This window comes from Stenotrophomonas sp. STEN056 (genome assembly GCF_056759635.1).
Genome location: NZ_JBRRDL010000015.1, coordinates 1 through 14,915 on the forward strand (window position 1 = coordinate 1; position 14,915 = coordinate 14,915).

At 66.0% G+C, this 14,915-nt stretch carries 14 protein-coding genes and 1 riboswitch; of the genes, 9 read left to right on the forward strand and 5 right to left on the reverse strand.

Features of this window, described 5'->3' with window-relative positions; translation table 11 throughout:
* Positions 1-182: 182 nt before the first annotated feature.
* The 6 genes from ACVOLO_RS09680 to ACVOLO_RS09705 all read left to right on the forward strand — a co-directional run bounded on the left by ACVOLO_RS09680 (position 183) and on the right by ACVOLO_RS09705 (position 7,275).
* Positions 183-830 carry a phosphoglycolate phosphatase gene (locus ACVOLO_RS09680; RefSeq protein WP_481570050.1) on the forward strand — a complete coding sequence of 216 codons (648 nt, stop codon included), beginning with the start codon at positions 183-185 and terminating at the stop codon, positions 828-830.
* A gap of 260 nt (positions 831-1,090) precedes the next feature.
* Positions 1,091-3,331, forward strand: coding sequence for a TonB-dependent siderophore receptor (locus ACVOLO_RS09685; protein WP_481570051.1), 2,241 nt, complete (start codon positions 1,091-1,093; stop codon positions 3,329-3,331).
* A gap of 13 nt (positions 3,332-3,344) precedes the next feature.
* Complete coding sequence (locus ACVOLO_RS09690) at positions 3,345-4,328, forward strand: alpha/beta hydrolase (protein WP_481570052.1); 984 nt, start codon at positions 3,345-3,347, stop codon at positions 4,326-4,328.
* 96 nt (positions 4,329-4,424) lie between these two features.
* Positions 4,425-5,468: a heme/hemin ABC transporter substrate-binding protein gene (locus ACVOLO_RS09695; RefSeq protein WP_481570053.1), complete on the forward strand. Its 1,044-nt coding sequence runs from the start codon at positions 4,425-4,427 to the stop codon at positions 5,466-5,468.
* Positions 5,465-6,508, forward strand: coding sequence for a FecCD family ABC transporter permease (locus ACVOLO_RS09700; RefSeq protein ID WP_481570054.1), 1,044 nt, complete (start codon positions 5,465-5,467; stop codon positions 6,506-6,508). The genes ACVOLO_RS09695 and ACVOLO_RS09700 overlap by 4 nt, the downstream gene beginning before the upstream one ends.
* Complete coding sequence (locus tag ACVOLO_RS09705) at positions 6,505-7,275, forward strand: heme ABC transporter ATP-binding protein (protein ID WP_481570055.1); 771 nt, start codon at positions 6,505-6,507, stop codon at positions 7,273-7,275. Before ACVOLO_RS09700 ends, ACVOLO_RS09705 begins: the two co-directional genes overlap by 4 nt.
* Positions 7,276-7,626: 351 nt before the next feature.
* Here ACVOLO_RS09705 and btuB read toward each other — a convergent pair whose 3' ends face one another.
* Complete coding sequence (gene btuB, locus ACVOLO_RS09710) at positions 7,627-9,486, reverse strand: TonB-dependent vitamin B12 receptor (protein ID WP_481570056.1); 1,860 nt, start codon at positions 9,484-9,486, stop codon at positions 7,627-7,629.
* A gap of 117 nt (positions 9,487-9,603) precedes the next feature.
* Positions 9,604-9,841: riboswitch (cobalamin riboswitch) on the reverse strand.
* A 267-nt stretch (positions 9,842-10,108) separates the two neighbouring features.
* Here btuB and cobT point away from each other — a divergent pair.
* From cobT to cobS, 3 genes are read left to right on the forward strand one after another with little or no spacing between them, the layout of a single operon-like run.
* Complete coding sequence (cobT, locus tag ACVOLO_RS09715) at positions 10,109-11,179, forward strand: nicotinate-nucleotide--dimethylbenzimidazole phosphoribosyltransferase (RefSeq protein WP_481570057.1); 1,071 nt, start codon at positions 10,109-10,111, stop codon at positions 11,177-11,179.
* Positions 11,176-11,763 (forward strand): histidine phosphatase family protein, encoded by a 588-nt coding sequence (locus ACVOLO_RS09720; RefSeq protein ID WP_481570058.1) that lies wholly within the window; start codon positions 11,176-11,178, stop codon positions 11,761-11,763. Before cobT ends, ACVOLO_RS09720 begins: the two co-directional genes overlap by 4 nt.
* The gene (cobS, locus tag ACVOLO_RS09725) at positions 11,760-12,497 is read left to right on the forward strand and encodes an adenosylcobinamide-GDP ribazoletransferase (protein ID WP_481570059.1); all 738 of its coding nucleotides are present in this window, start codon (positions 11,760-11,762) and stop codon (positions 12,495-12,497) included. The genes ACVOLO_RS09720 and cobS overlap by 4 nt, the downstream gene beginning before the upstream one ends.
* A 259-nt stretch (positions 12,498-12,756) precedes the next feature.
* Here cobS and ACVOLO_RS09730 read toward each other — a convergent pair whose 3' ends face one another.
* The 4 genes from ACVOLO_RS09730 to queD all read right to left on the reverse strand — a co-directional run bounded on the left by ACVOLO_RS09730 (position 12,757) and on the right by queD (position 14,878).
* Positions 12,757-13,122, reverse strand: coding sequence for a TfoX/Sxy family protein (locus ACVOLO_RS09730; protein WP_481570060.1), 366 nt, complete (start codon positions 13,120-13,122; stop codon positions 12,757-12,759).
* The gene (locus ACVOLO_RS09735; protein ID WP_481570061.1) at positions 13,119-13,601 is read right to left on the reverse strand and encodes a GAF domain-containing protein; all 483 of its coding nucleotides are present in this window, start codon (positions 13,599-13,601) and stop codon (positions 13,119-13,121) included. Before ACVOLO_RS09735 ends, ACVOLO_RS09730 begins: the two co-directional genes overlap by 4 nt.
* Before the next feature lie 295 nt (positions 13,602-13,896).
* Complete coding sequence (locus ACVOLO_RS09740) at positions 13,897-14,259, reverse strand: phasin family protein (RefSeq protein WP_481570062.1); 363 nt, start codon at positions 14,257-14,259, stop codon at positions 13,897-13,899.
* A 262-nt stretch (positions 14,260-14,521) separates the two neighbouring features.
* Positions 14,522-14,878: a 6-carboxytetrahydropterin synthase QueD gene (queD, locus tag ACVOLO_RS09745; RefSeq protein WP_481570063.1), complete on the reverse strand. Its 357-nt coding sequence runs from the start codon at positions 14,876-14,878 to the stop codon at positions 14,522-14,524.
* Positions 14,879-14,915: the final 37 nt, after the last annotated feature.

Below are 14,915 nucleotides of genomic sequence, written 5' to 3' on the forward strand. Positions count from 1 at the left end.
CTCCCGCAAGGGGAGAGGGGCTCAGGCCACTGCAAGTTGAAGCAATGCTTGCAACTGCAGCTTTGAAGCCCCTCTCCCCTTGCGGGAGAGGGGTTGGGGAGAGGGGAGGCGTCGCATAACACAAAGGCCATTCCGCCCGCCGCCGCTACAATCAACCGCTTTCCGTAGTGGAGTACGCGCACGTGGCAACGTTGGCTGTGGTTTTCGATCTGGATGGCACGCTGGTGGACAGCGCCGGTGATATTGCCGAAGCGGTGAATCGCACGCTTGAGGATCTGTCCCTGCCGCGTGTCAGCGAAGCCACGGTGCGCAGTTGGATCGGCGAAGGCGTGCGCAAGCTCGTCACCACGGCATTGCGTGATGCCAATAGCGATCACACGCTGGACGAAGTGATGCCTGGCTTCATGCGGCATTACCACGAATGCCTGCTGCGCAGCCCGCAGTTGTACGACGGCGTGACGGATACGCTCGCCCGTCTGCAGGCGCGCGGCCTGCCGATGGCCATCTGCACCAACAAGCCCGCGGCGCTGGTGCCGCCGTTGTTGCAACACCTGGGCATCGATGGATTCTTCGCGCACATCATCGGCGGCGATTCGCTGCCGCAGCGCAAGCCCGCGCCGGAACCCCTGCAGCATGTGGCGCAGTTGCTGGATACGGCGGTGCCGGACTGCCTGATGGTGGGCGACTCTGCAACCGATCTGCATGCCGCCAACGCGGCCGGCATGCCCATCGTGCTGGTGCGCTACGGCTACACGCGGGAACTGGATCTGGATACCGCCGATGCGGTTGCAGTGATCGATGACATGCCGGCGTTGCTGCAGTTCCTCTGAGGTCGGTCATGCGATCTGGGTTCGGTGATCCGCCGTGCCGCGCAGGACGCAACGACGCAGGGCTGCGTCAATGGTGATGGCATATGGCCATGCAGATGATCCGGCGGCCTTAAAAGTTAGTGATAACCATTATCATTTAATGCTAAAGTAACGGCCGTCCCGCAGCTGCCTGGTGTTTGTTTCCGGCAGCTGCACCCGGTAACTGCCGTGCCTCAAGCCGTTCGCCAGAGGCTCGCCCCCCACTGTCGAGAGGCTTTGTCATGTCCCGTACTTCGTCGCGGTTGTCCGCGCGTGCCCCGTTGTTCCGTCGTCGTCCCCTGGCTGCCGCGTTGGCAGTGTCCGCCCTGATTGCCGGCCCCGCCGCCGCGGAAGGTGCGCCGGCCGCTACCGATATCGACACCGTGCACGTCACCGCGGAGCAGATCGCGCGCCAGGCATTGGGTACGTCGGTCATCACTTCGGTGGACCTGGAGCGCATGCCGCCGGCCAACGACCTGTCCGAAGTCATCCGTCGCATGCCGGGCATCAACCTGACGGGCAACACGGCATCGGGTTCCTACGGCAACTTCCGTCAGATCGACATCCGTGGCATGGGCCCGGAAAACACCTTGATCCTGATCGATGGCCGCCCGGTGAGTTCGCGTGATTCGGTGCGCATGGGCCGCAGCGGCGAGCGCAACAGCCGCGGCGACAGCAACTGGGTGCCGGCCGAAGCGGTGGAACGCATCGAAGTGCTGCGTGGCCCGGCGGCAGCGCGCTATGGCTCCGGCGCGTCCGGCGGCGTGGTCAACATCATCACCAAGAAGCCGACCGGCGATATCACCGGCTCGCTGACGCTGTACGGCAGCCAGGCCGAGCACAGTACCGAAGGCGACAGCGAACGCGTTGGCTTCCAGCTCTCCGGCCCGTTGAGCGAGCAGCTCTCGTTCCGCCTGTTCGGCAACGTCAACAAGACCGAGCCGGACGCGCTGTCGCTCAACGAGGAGTTCGCCACCGGCGTGACCCCGCCGGCCGGCCGCGAAGGCGTGCGCAACCGCGACATCAGCGGCCTGCTGCGTTATGACATCAATGACAACCATGTGCTGGAGCTGGATGCCAGCGTCAGCCGCCAGGGCAACATCTACTCGGGCGAGCGCGGCGTCAGCGGCGACGGCTTCGAGCGTTTGAATGCGTTGTATGGCGCCGAGACCAACGTGATGCTGCGCCGCTCCTTTGGCCTGACCCACCGTGGCAGCTACGACTGGGGCACCTCGCGCATTACCGCGGCCTATGACGACACCGACAACACCCGCTTGAACGAAGGCCTGGCCGGTGGCCCGGAAGGCTCGATCACCGAAGGCGCCACGTTCTCCACCTCCGAGCTGACCTCCACGCGCGTGGACGGTGAAATCAACGTGCCGTTGAACTGGGGTGGCATCGAGCAGGTCGCCACGGTTGGCTTCGAATACCGCGACCTGAAGCTGGATGACCCGTACTCGGTCACCCAGGGTTCCAGCAGCGGCGGTGGCATCCCGGGTTACACCGGCAGCCGCACCGGCAAGACCGACCAGCAGTTCGCGGCGGTGTTCATCGAAGACAACCTGTACATCGGTGACCGCTGGACGGTGACGCCGGGCGTGCGCTTCGACCATCACTCGCAGTTCGGCAACAACGTCAGCCCCAGCCTCAACGTGCAGTTCAAGCTGGCCCAGGATTGGGCGATCAAGGGCGGCGTCGCGCGTGCCTTCAAGGCGCCGAACCTGTACCAGGCCAACCCGGACTACCTGTACTACACGCGCGGCAACGGCTGCCCGGTGCTGAGCCCGAACATGGGCTCGGGCTGCTATGTGATGGGCAACGCCAACCTCGACCCGGAAACCAGCATCAACAAGGAAATCGGCATCGAGTGGGCGCCGGACAATGGTTGGCACGCCTCGGTTACCTACTTCCACAACGACTACAAGGACAAGATCGTCGCTGGCCAGGAACGCATTGGCGTGACCAACGACACCAAGGGCCAGGTGTTCCAGTGGACCAACGCGCCTGAAGCCATCATCCGTGGCGTGGAAGGCAACCTGAAGGTGCCGCTGGTGGGTGCGGGTGAGGTGCTGTCGTGGAACACCAACGTCACCTGGATGATCGAGAACGTGGACAAGACCACCGACCAGCCGCTGTCGATCATTCCCGAATACACCATCAACACCTTCCTGGATTGGCAGGTGAACGCGCAGCTGTCGTTCATGCTGACCGGCACGTTCTACGGCAAGCAGGAGTCGGCCACGCGCTCAAGCACCACTGGCGCAGTGCTGCCGCCGGATACGCGCGCGGCCTATGACCTGTGGAGCCTGGGCGGGCAGTACCGCATCACCCCGAAGGTGCGTGTGGGCGGTGGCGTCAACAACCTGTTCGACAAGCGCCTGTTCCGCGAAGGCACCACCAGCACCAGCGCGAGCGGGGCCGGTGCGGCCACCTACAACGAGCCCGGCCGCAGTTACTGGGTGAACCTGACGGTTGGCTTCTGATCCAGGCCCTGTGATGAACCGGCACGCACGCTTTGGTGTTTCTTCCCTGCTGGTGGTGTTGTCGCTGCTGCTGATCGGTGTGTTCGCACCGATGGCAGCGGCACAGCAGCGCAACCCGGCGCAGTTGATCGGCCAGACCGTGGCCGATACGGGCTCGCCGCATTACCGCTTCGAGCGTTTCGTGCTGCGCAGTGAGGACGGGCAGCGGGCGTGGCGGGTCAACCTGGGTATTCCTGCCGGCCCTGCGCCGGCAGCGGGTTTCCCGGCATTGTGGATGCTGGACGGCAACGGCGCGTTGATGGAGTTCGACGCGCCATTGCTGGAGGAACTGGCACAGGTACAGCCGACCGTGCTGGTCTTCGTCGGCTACGACAACGCGCTGCGCATTGATTCGCCGGCGCGAACCCGCGACTACACCCCCGCGCCCGATTCGCCGGAAGACGGTGCGCCGGCGGTGGGCGGCGGCGCCGATGCGTTCCTTGAGGTGCTGGAGCGGCGCATCCGCCCGCAGCTGATGCAACGCGTGGCGATGGATCCGGAGCGACAGGCGCTGTGGGGGCATTCGCTGGGCGGCCTGTTCGTTCTGCATGCGCTGTACATGCGCACGGGCGCATTCCAGACGTATGTGCCGGCCAGCCCATCGTTGTGGTGGAAGCAGGGGGTGATGCTTGGCGAGCCGGAACAGCAGTTCATCGGCAACAACGCCGGCCAGCGGGCGCGTGTGCTGTTGATGCTCGGTGGGGGTGAGCGTGAGCGCGACACCCGCAACCGCGACATGAGCAACCCACGCGTGCTGGCGCACCTCATGCGGGTTTCCGGCGCACCTTCCGATGCTGCGGAGCAGTTATCCGTGCGCCTGCGTCAGGTGCCCGGTCTGGATGTCGAGTACCACGCGTTTGAAGGGCTGGGCCATGGGCCGATGTTTCGTGCTTCGTTGCTGCGTGCGCTGCATGCGATCAGCGGCGTGCGTGACCACAGTGGCGAACCGCGCCGCTGACGCATCGCCCCGGCGCCGCTGCGTGCCGCGCCGGCATCAAGCTTTGGCTGGCGCGGATTGAACGAGTAGTCCAATGGAACAGTCGAGGAAGTGAAGATGAAAATCACCACTGCATGGCCGACGGCCCTTGGCATGCTGTTGACCATGCTGATCGCCGGTTGTGAACGTCCCCCGGTGTCGCCGGAAGCCTCCGTGGCCACCCCTGCCGATGCGGCAGCCAGCGCCGACGCGGAAACCCTGCCACAGGGCTGGAAGCGCGTCGCCGGCCAGGACGTGCCGCAGGTTGCTGCCGCTGCGCCGCAACTGCCGGCCAGGGTGCAATCGGATGATGGCGTGGAGGTCGAGGTCAGTGACATCAGCCGCATCGTTGCCGGTGGCGATGATGTGATCGCGGTGATCGAAGCATTGGGCCTGGGCACCAACGTCTACGCTGCGCCGGAACGTTCGGCGACGGCGGCCGGCCTCGCAGCGGAGAAGCACTTCCTGTTCAACCGCACCACCGGCGTGGAAGGCGTGTTGAGCCTGGGCGGCAGCGTGTTCCTCGGCAACAGCCTGCGCCGTCATGCGGTACTGGCCGGGCGCCTGCGGGCGACCGACCATGCCGCCGTGGTGATTGATGACCTGCAGCCACCGGCCGACAAGGTGCGCAAGGTGGCTGATGCACTCGGCTTGCCAGAGCAGGGCCGGGAGCTGGCCGGCAAGGTACAGGCGCAGCTTGAGCAGGCAGCGGCCATTGCCGCCGGCAATGCGAAGCGGCCGCGGGTGATCGCAGTGTCGGCCAGTGGCGCGGGGGGCTTGCCGACGGTTGCCGGTGCCGACAGCGCCGCCAATCAGCTGATCACCATTGCCGGCGGCATCAACATCGGCGAGGAAGCCGGCGTGGCCAACTACTCGCAGCTCAGCAACGAGGGCGTTGTCGCCGCGGCACCGGAGGTGATTGTGGTGACGGACAACGACCTGCGCCTGTTCGGTGGCGAGGCCGGTTTGTGGAAGGCCTACCCGACGCTCAAGCACACGCCGGCCGGTGCTGCCAATCGCGTCTGGGTGATGCCCGATGTCGAACTGAAGTCCACCAGCGTGGGCTCCGGTGCCGGTGCGCTGGCATTGGCACAGGCCTTGGCGGAACTGTCACGCGGATGATGTCCGGGCAGGTGCGGCGGCCCAGCGGCGCGCTGTTGTTGTGGATGTTGCTGGCGATGTTGCTGGGCGCGGTGCTGTTGTCGTTTGGCACCGGGCCGTTGAAGCTGCCGCCGGCCGATGTGCTGCAGGCCATCGCGGCAAAGTTTGGTTTGGCCGACCCGCAGGCCGTGGGCGCGCGCGACATGGGCGTGGTCTGGCAGCTGCGTATTCCGCGCGCGCTGCTCGGTGCGCTGGTGGGCGCATCGCTGGCGATGGCCGGTGTTGCCTTGCAGGGTCTGTTTGGCAACCCGCTGGCGGACCCGGGCATTGTTGGCGTCAGCCAGGGCGCAGCGTTGGGTGCGGTCGCCGCCATCGTGCTCGGCGCCGGAGCGCTCGGGGTGTGGCTGATTCCGTTGGCGGCGTTTGCCGGGGGTGCAGCGGCCACCACCTTGATCTATCTGTTGGCGCGGCCGGGGCGCGGCGAAGGCACCGCCACCTTGTTGCTGGTCGGCATCGCCATTGGCGCGGGGTGTTCGGCGGCCGTGGGCTTTCTGACCTACATCGCCAGCGAGAGCGAACTGCAGTCGCTGGTGTTCTGGCAAATGGGCTCGCTGGCCCAGGCCAGCTGGCGTGATGTGGCCGCCGCCGCGCCGGTATTCGTCATCGGCCTGCTGGCGCTGTACCGCTTGGCCACGGCGCTGGACATGCTGGCACTGGGCGAGCGCCAGGCGCGGCACATTGGCCTGGATGTTGCCCGCACGCGGCTGTTGCTGGTGGCCTTCAGCGCGTTGCTGGTGGGCGCGGCGGTGGCCTTCGCCGGCAGCGTCAGCTTCGTGGGGCTGGTGGTGCCGCACCTGGTGCGGATGCTGGCTGGCCCGGGTCACCGCTGGCTGCTGCCGTTGTCGGGTGTGACCGGCGCCTTGCTGATCGTGGTGGCCGATACTGCGGCGCGCACGCTGGATCCACCGTCGGAAATTCCATTGGGGCTGTTTTCCGCCGCGCTGGGCGCGCCGTTCTTCCTGTGGCTGGTGCTGCGCAAGCGTGGCAGGGGGCAGGCGTGAGCACGCCCTTGCTGGCGCTGCGCAATGCCAGCGTGCGACGCGGAAACCGGCACGTGCTTGCCGATGTCAGCCTGCATCTGCAGGCGGGCAGCCTTACCGCGCTGGTTGGCCCCAACGGTGCCGGCAAATCCACGCTGTTGGCTGTGCTTGCCGGTGACATCGTGCCGGATCACGGTGATGCATCGCTGCACGGTCGCGTGTTGTCGGAATGGCCGGTACGCGAGCTGGCATTGCAGCGTGCGGTAATGGCGCAGGATCACGCCGTGCATTTTGCCTTCAGCGTGCGCGAAGTGGTGGCGATGGGGCGCTTGCCGCATCCGGCCGATCCCGCGCAGGACGCCCGCCTCATTGACGAGGCACTGCGCGAAGTGGATGTCAGCGCATTGGCCGGGCGTGACGTGCAGACCTTGTCCGGCGGCGAAGCGGCCCGCACCTCGTTGGCTCGCGCGCTGGTGCAGCGCACGCCGGTACTGCTGCTGGACGAACCCACTGCCGCGCTCGACCTGCGCCATCAGGAACGCACCCTGCGCAGTGCCCGCGAACTTTCCCGGCAGGGCCGCTGCGTGGTGGTGGTACTGCATGACCTCAATCTCGCCTCGGCCTACGCCGACCGCATCGTGATGCTGAGCGAAGGCCGCATCGCCGCCGACGGGCCGCCACGCCAGGTACTCACCCGCGAAATCATCGCGCAGGTTTACGCGCAGCCGGTGCAGGTGATCGAACATCCCACACGCGGCGTGCCGCTGGTGGTGCCTTGCGAGGAGTGAGCAGGGCCATGCGTGGCGGATCAGTGTTCCTGCTACCCCTCTCCCCAACCCCTCTCCCGCAAGGGGAGAGGGGCTTGAATGCCGCTATCTGTGCAAACCGGCGCAGAGCAGTGCCATGGTCCGTCGGAGCTTTGCTTGAAGCCCCTCTCCCCCTGCGGGAGAGGGGTTGGGGAGAGGGGCAGGGCGAAGCCTGGCTTCTCAAAAATAAAAACCGTAGTGCGCAGCCATGCTCGGCAAGCGCCATTCCCGATGAAGCCGCAACGAAGCCTGGCTCCGCTCTACAAACATTCGCCCAAAAAAATGCCCCGGCGATCACACCGGGGCATTGCTTCACCATCGAACCCCTTGGGCTCAGTTGGCGGAGCGGTAACGCAGGGTCAGCTGGTACTCACGGCCGGGCTGGTTGTACCAGGCAATGGTTTCGTACTCGCGGTCAAACACGTTGGCGGCCTTGGCCTGCAGGCTCCACGCATCGTTGATGGCGTATTCCACGCGCAGGTCAACGGTGCCGTAGCCGGCCAGGCGCATCGTGTTGGCGGCGTTGTCGAAGCGGTGGCCGCTGCCGGCAGCGGTCACGCCCAGGCGCAGCGGGCCGAAGCTCTTGTCCACGTCCAGGCGGCCGCTGGTGCGCGCGCGGCGGGCCAGCAGGTTGTCGTAGGTAGCAGCACCGGAGGTGTGGTCACGCGGGTCGGTGAAGCTGGCCTGGGCATTGATGTCGAAACCGGCCAGCGACAGGAAGCCGGTCAGCTCGGCGCCACGGATGCGGGCTTCGGCTACGTTGACCAGGGCGAAGTTGCTGTCATAGCCAATCAGCTGATCGATGTGGGTTTCGTAGGCGTTGAAGGTCCAGTTCCAGTTGTTGGCGTACTGCGCGATGCCGATGTTCAGGCTCTTGGATTCCTCCGGCTTCAGGTGCGGGTTGCTGAAACCCGGGTAGTACAGGTCGTTGAAGGTCGGGGCCTTGAAGCCGGTGCCGGCGCTGGCGGTCAGGCGGAAGCCGTTGCCGAAGGCAAAGCCGTAACCCAGGCTGCCGGTGGTGTGGTTGCCGAACTGCTCGTTGTCGTCGTTGCGCACGCTGGCCTGCAGCGAGTGCGCGCCGAACTGGCCCTGGTACTCGACGAACACGCCGGTATTGTCGCGGTCTTCGATGTCGTAGGCGGTGGAACTGGTGACCTTGTCGTTCTGCCAGTCGGCACCGGCGGTCAGCTGCTGGCCTTCGGCGAGCTGGAAGTCCGCCTGCACGCTGGCGGTGTCACGGCGGGTGTCGAAGTTGCTGGCAAACGTGCGGGTACCGCCGCTGGCGAAGTAGTTGTCGGCCGGGGCGCGGTTGCGGCCGACCTGCGCGGTCAGCTGGACCGCGTCGGATGCAGCCCAGGCCAGCTTGGCGCCGTAGACCTGCTGGCGGTTGTCGGCTTCATTGCCGCCGAAGATGCTGCCGTCGTATTCGTTGAAGCTGTCGGCGTTGAGCACGTGGCCTTCCAGGCTCAGCGTGTCGGTCAGCGCATAGCCGGCGCGCACGTTGATCGAGGTGTTGCGGTAGCCGTCACGGTCGGGCTCTTCCACATAGCAGCCCTGGAACAGTGCGGACGAGCCGTTGCAGGCATTGATGCCATCGGTCTTCTGGTAGCCGCCCTGTGCCGAAATCCAGCCGCGCTCACCGCGGTTGCTGAAGCCGGCGCTGGCCTGGCGCAGGTTGTTGCTGCCGGCGGTCAACGACAGGTTCTGCTGCAGGCCCTGGCCGGCGGTGCGGGTGAAGATCTGGATCACGCCGCCAATGGCCTCGGAGCCGTACAGGCTCGAACGCGGGCCACGCACGATCTCAACGCGCTCGATCTGGTCGACCGGCAGGTCTTGCAGTGCTGCCATGCCGGTGGTGGCCGAGCCCACGCGCACGCCGTCCACAAGCACCAGCACCTGGTTGGAGTTGGTGCCGCGCAGGAACAGCGAGGTGATCTTGCCGGTGCCGCCCTGGTTGACGAAGTCCAGGCCGGCGCGGCCGCGCAGCAGTTCCAGCACGGTGTTGGCCTGGCTGCGGTCGATTTGCTCACGGTCGATCAACTGCACCGGCACCACGCTGTCCTTGACGGCAACGGGGGTGCGGGTAGCGGTGACGGTGACGTCGTCCAGCTCGGTCGGTGCGTTCTGTGCAGCGGCAACGGCCGGCAATGCCAGCGCCAGGGCGAGGGAAAGGGTGTGGTAATGCAGTTTCATGGAAGCTCCTGGACCTGCACGCTCCCGCGCAGGCGGATGGGTTGGGCTGCCATGAGAGGGAAGTGACGGAGGTCGCGCACACACGGCGCCACAGCCGCCGCCATGCCCTCCGCATCGCAACCAGTCGGCTTTCGGGCCGGTCTCCGGACTTGCAGGCGAAGCAGCGTGGCTGCTTCCGACCAGGCGCCTTCCCGTGCCGTGCACAGTGGCGGTGTTGCCTGGCCTTGTCCTGCTTACCGTTGCGGGGGCAGCGCCGGAATGGCGAGCGGCTGGAACTCCAACCGTGCGCGGCACCGGCTTCCCGTTTCAACCGGCCGGCGCAGGCCGGTCGGTCACCCGAAAGTGCGCGCATTCTATGCCATGACGCCGGGGCGGTACTGAACGAATATCAGGAACCGCCCGATCAAGCGCCGGAAATCCGGCACCCGAGCCGTAGGAGCGGCCTCGGCCGCGAAGCAAGCAAAGCCACCGCCTGCGAACCAATCCGCAATTGCAGGCGTGTTGCCTGTAGCGGTTGCATCACCTGCTTCGCGGCCAAGGCCGCTCCTGCGCGCACGTCTACGGTCCTGCTCCCGGCCGTCCGGCTAGAATGCGCGCCGCAGTCGCTGTATTTGGAACAGTCGTGACAGAAACATGGTTCGGGCAGGCCTGCGGGCTGCCATCGCAGGAACATCGCCAGCGTGCCATCGCCCGCCAGCGCCAGCTGACCAAGCCCGAGGGGGCGCTGGGCCGGCTGGAAACGCTGGCCATCGAGCTGGCCGCCTTGCAGGCCACCGATACGCCGCAGGCGCAGCGTGTGCCGGTGGTGGTGTTTGCCGCTGACCATGGCGTGGCCGCGCAGGGCGTGTCGGCCTATCCACCGGAAGTCACGGTGCAGATGCTGCACAACTTTGCCGGCGGTGGCGCGGCCATTGCCGTGCTGGCGCGCGAACTGGGGCTGCCGTTGCACGTATGGGATGTCGGCAGCCGCGCCAGCGCGTCCATTGCAGGTGTGGTCAGCGATAAGAGCCGCGCGGGCACGGACGACTTCAGTACCGGCCCGGCCATGTCGGCCACCGATCTGGAAGCCGCATTTGCGGCCGGCCGTCGTGCGGTCGAAGTGGCCTGTGCAGAAGGCGCCGAACTGCTGGTGTTCGGCGAAATGGGCATCGGCAACACCACCGCGGCCAGCGCGCTTGCCGCCGTACTTGGCCCGCTGCCGCTGGATGAACTGGTCGGTGCCGGCACCGGCTTGGACGCGGTGCGCATGGTGCAGAAGAAGAACATCATTGCCCGCGCGTTGACGCTGCATGGCGAGGCAATCACTACCGCCGCGTCGCCCGGCTACGAAGCCCTGCAGCGCGTCGGCGGTCTGGAAATCGCCGCAATCAGTGCGGCCATGATCGCGGCCGCACAGCGCAAGGTGCCGGTGCTGGTGGATGGCTTCATCGTCAGCGCTGCGGCGTTGGCTGCGGTACGCATCAATCCCGGCGTGCGGCCGTGGTTGCTGTTCTCGCATCAGTCGGCCGAGCGCGGCCACATCCGTCTGCTGGAGGCATTGCAGGCGCAGCCGCTGCTTTCGCTGGACCTGCGCCTGGGCGAAGGCTCGGGTGCTGCGCTGGCGCTGCCGCTGGTGCGCATGGCCTGCGTGTTGCACAACCAGATGGCGACCTTTGCCGAAGCATCGGTGGCCGATCGCGGTGGCCCGCAATGATTCTGGATTTGCTGCGTCACGCTTCCACGGGCCGCCAGGGGCATCTGGACGGCCGCACCGATCCGCCGTTGATCGACGGCGCGATGGACGCGTTGTACCGCTGCCACGCTGGCATTGGCTGGAGCCGCGTGATCACCTCGCCGCGTCGCCGCGCGCTGGATACCGCGCATGCGCTGGTGGCCGGCAGCAATCAGTTCTGCGAGATCCATCCGGATTGGGCCGAGCTGGATTTCGGTGACTGGGACGGCCTGCATTTCGACGAACTGCCGGCCGAGCAACTGGCCGCGTTCTACGAAGAACCGCATGACGTGGTGCCGCCCAACGGCGAATCGTGGCCGCAGTTCCAGGCGCGCGTGGAAGAACAACTGCACCGCTTGGCCGACGAAGACGATGGCGATGGTTTGCCGGTGCTGGTGGTCAGCCATGCCGGCGTGTTGCGCATGGCCATCTCACGCATCTGCGGCATGCCGTTGTCGATGTTGTGGGCCATACGCATTGATTACGGCACCCGTGTGCGCCTGCGCGTGGAGCGCGGCGAAGACGGTCGCCTGTGGGGCGAACTGCTGGAGCTGCGGCAACCATGAGCGTGCGCCGGCTGATTCTCGCCATCCAGTTCCTGACCCGCCTGCCGACACCGCAGGTGAAGGAGTTCCGTCAGGACGATCTCAGCCATTCAGCGGTGTACTACCCGTTGGTCGGCGCGATCATCGGCGTGTTGCTGGCGTTGCCGCTGTACGGCTTTGGCGAACGCCCGTGGCTGGCCGGCGCGATGACGTTGCTGGTGTGGGTGTGGGTGACCGGCGCCTTGCACCTGGATGGGCTGGGCGATGTGGCCGATGCCTTTGGCGCCGCGCATCGCGATCCGCAACGCTTCCTGGAAGTGCTGAAGGATCCGCACATGGGCGTGTTCGGCGTGGTCACGCTGATCATGCAGCTGCTGCTGAAGTTTGTGCTGCTCACCGAGCTGGCGGTGAGTGCGCTGTGGTTCGGCATCGTGCTGGTGCCGGTGTGGGCGCGCTGGGGCACCTTGTGGTGGAGCCGGCTGCTGCCGTCATTGCACAGCGCTGGCATGGCCGAGCGTTTTTCCTGGCAGTTGAGCCTGCGTTCGATGTGGCTATGGGCTGTGGCATTGACGGTCATCACTGCCTTTGTCGCCTGGCCGCTGTTGCTGGCGTTGTTGGTGGTGCCGCTGGTGGCCCTGTATTGGCGGCGCACGCTGGGCGGCATCTCCGGCGATTGCCTGGGCGCAAGCGTCGAAGTCACCGAAACCCTGCTGCTGTTGGTGCTGGTGGTGGCCAGCATGGCGCTGCCGCTGTAGGAGCGGCCTTGGCCGCGAAACCGCAACGGCTACCGGCGCATGCAACAACAAGCAATCATGGCGTTGAAGGTGCGTGGTACACCGCGATGACGAGCGGCCACAGTCGCAGTGCCGCGACCACGGTCGCCCTACGGGTATTCCGCAGGAAAACGGTCGCGCGCTCCGGCTCCCTCCCTTTGGCGAAGCCAAGGGGAGGGTTGGGGAGGGGTGAGCTTTTCGGCGATCGGATGAGACAGTAGCTTCGCGACCAAGGCCGCTGCTACTCGCCGAAGCGGATCTCGGCGGTGTCTTCGTCGTCTGTGTCGGTGTCCATCTGCATGCGGGTTTCATGCACCGGCCCGGCCACCTGTGCCCCCCGCGCGGCGGGCAGTTCGCCCACCGCGGCTTCATACTCCGCCACCAATTGCTGGCGCCGCGCTTCGGGGACTTCCTGCCAATGGCAGCCGACCAGCGCACCTTCCAGCGAATACAGCAGATTGAGGCTGGGTTTGAAGCCGGCGCGCTTTACCTTCATGAAGGCGCCGATCGCACCAACGGCCACCAGATCCTGTTCGCTGCGCAGTCCCACCTGACGCAGCCAGGCCGCACTCTTGGGGCCGATGTTGCGCAGCTTGGTGGTGCTCACCGCAGTGCCTCGACGAATACTTGGGCAATGGCTTCCAGGCCCAGCTGGTCGTCCGCATCGAAGCGTGCAAGCACTGGGCTGTCGATGTCGAACACGCCGATCAATTCGCCGTCATGCAACAGCGGAACGACCAACTCCGAGCGCGATGCGGAGTCACAGGCGATGTGCCCGGGAAAGGCATCCACGTCTTCGATCCGTTGCGTCTGGCGGCTGCTTGCCGCCGCACCGCACACGCCCTTGTGCAGCGGAATGCGCACGCACGCAGGCAAACCCTGGAACGGGCCGACCACCAGCTCTTTGCCGTCGTAAAAGTAGAAACCCACCCAGTTGAGCTGCGGCAAGGCGTGGTAGACCAGCGCGGACAGGTTGGCGGCATTGGCAATGCGGTCGACTTCGCCCTGCACCAGGGCGCGGGCCTGGGCCAGCAGCTGGGCGTACTGTTCCGGCTTGCTGCCGGTGAGCGTATTGGCACTGAACATCGTAAGAGTCTACCGCTTGCTGGGCTGGCGAATCTGCCAGATGCAGCGCCACGGCAGCAACCTTGGCAGCCGTAGGAGAACAGTGCATCGCGTGATCGGGTCGCCGCACAGCGCGTCAGGGCCGCCTGGGCTTGTCGGGCTGGACAGGCGTGGACCTGGGTGATCTGCTGCAGTGGCGCACCGCCGGTTGCGCCGTCGGTAGCGAAACCCAGGCAAAAAAAGACCCGACAGCGGGAGGGGATGCTGTCGGGTCCGGGTTGCGCGGGGGAGGGACCGCGCAAATGGGTTCAGGCGTTCAACCGGCCTTCGGGGCGGCCTTGGCTTTGCTCGCCGGGAAAGGCTGACGCGCCAGTTCACCGAGTGCTTCGCCGGTTTTCAGGCTCAGGCCGATGGCCTCCTGGCTGGCGGCGGCCAAGCGCTCAAGGTTGTCGTGGGCCACCTGCAGCCCCTTGGGCAGCAGTGCCTGCAGATCCACCTGCGCACCGGCCTGGGCCAACTCGCCCAGGAAGCCAGCGGTCGCGTTGGTGTTGCGTTCCAGGGTGCGCAGCTGCACGCCAAACACGCTCTCGGCGTTCTCCAGCGTCAGCCGGTTGGCACGGTTGGCCACGGCGGCAAGCTGCTGGGTGTACTGGCTGAAGTCGTTGGCTTGAGCGGACATCCGAAATTCCGAAACGCCTTTGTTGCGTTGCAGCATATCCCGATTGCGCCGAAGTGCAAGCTTCCGCTGGCAGATTTCCCTGTCCGTTCAGTTTTGACGCGGTGGTGCTGCAGCGTTGGCCCGCTCCCTTGCGCTGAAAGCGGAGGGAAGGGCCGGGAAGGGGTGCCTTTTGAGCGGGCTTGAAAAAGACCCCCTCTCAACTCTCTCCCGGGCTCACGCCCAAGGGAGGGTGCAGAAGGTGCAGAAGATGCAGTCCGCGCCGTTACGGCCCGCGGTAGCTGCAACCGGACGTGCAGGTTTCATGCACCACCACTTCGCTCAACAGCGGCAGGCGGGGCTTCAAACGCTCCCAGATCCACATGGCCAGGCGCTCGCTGGTGGGGTTCTCCAGGCCGGGGATGTCGTTGAGATAGTGGTGGTCGAGCTGGTCGTACAGCGGCTGGAAAGCGGCCTTGAGGTCGCTGAAGTCCATGATCCAGCCGGTGTCTTCGCCCGGCTCGCCGCTGACCTTCAGCTCCACCCGGAACGAGTGGCCATGCAGCCGCGCGCACTTGTGGCCCGGCGGGACGTTGGGCAGCCGGTGGGCTGCTTCGAGAGTGAAAACCTTGAAAATATCCATGGGCGCAATTGTAGGGTGCACGTGCTGTACTGCGGCG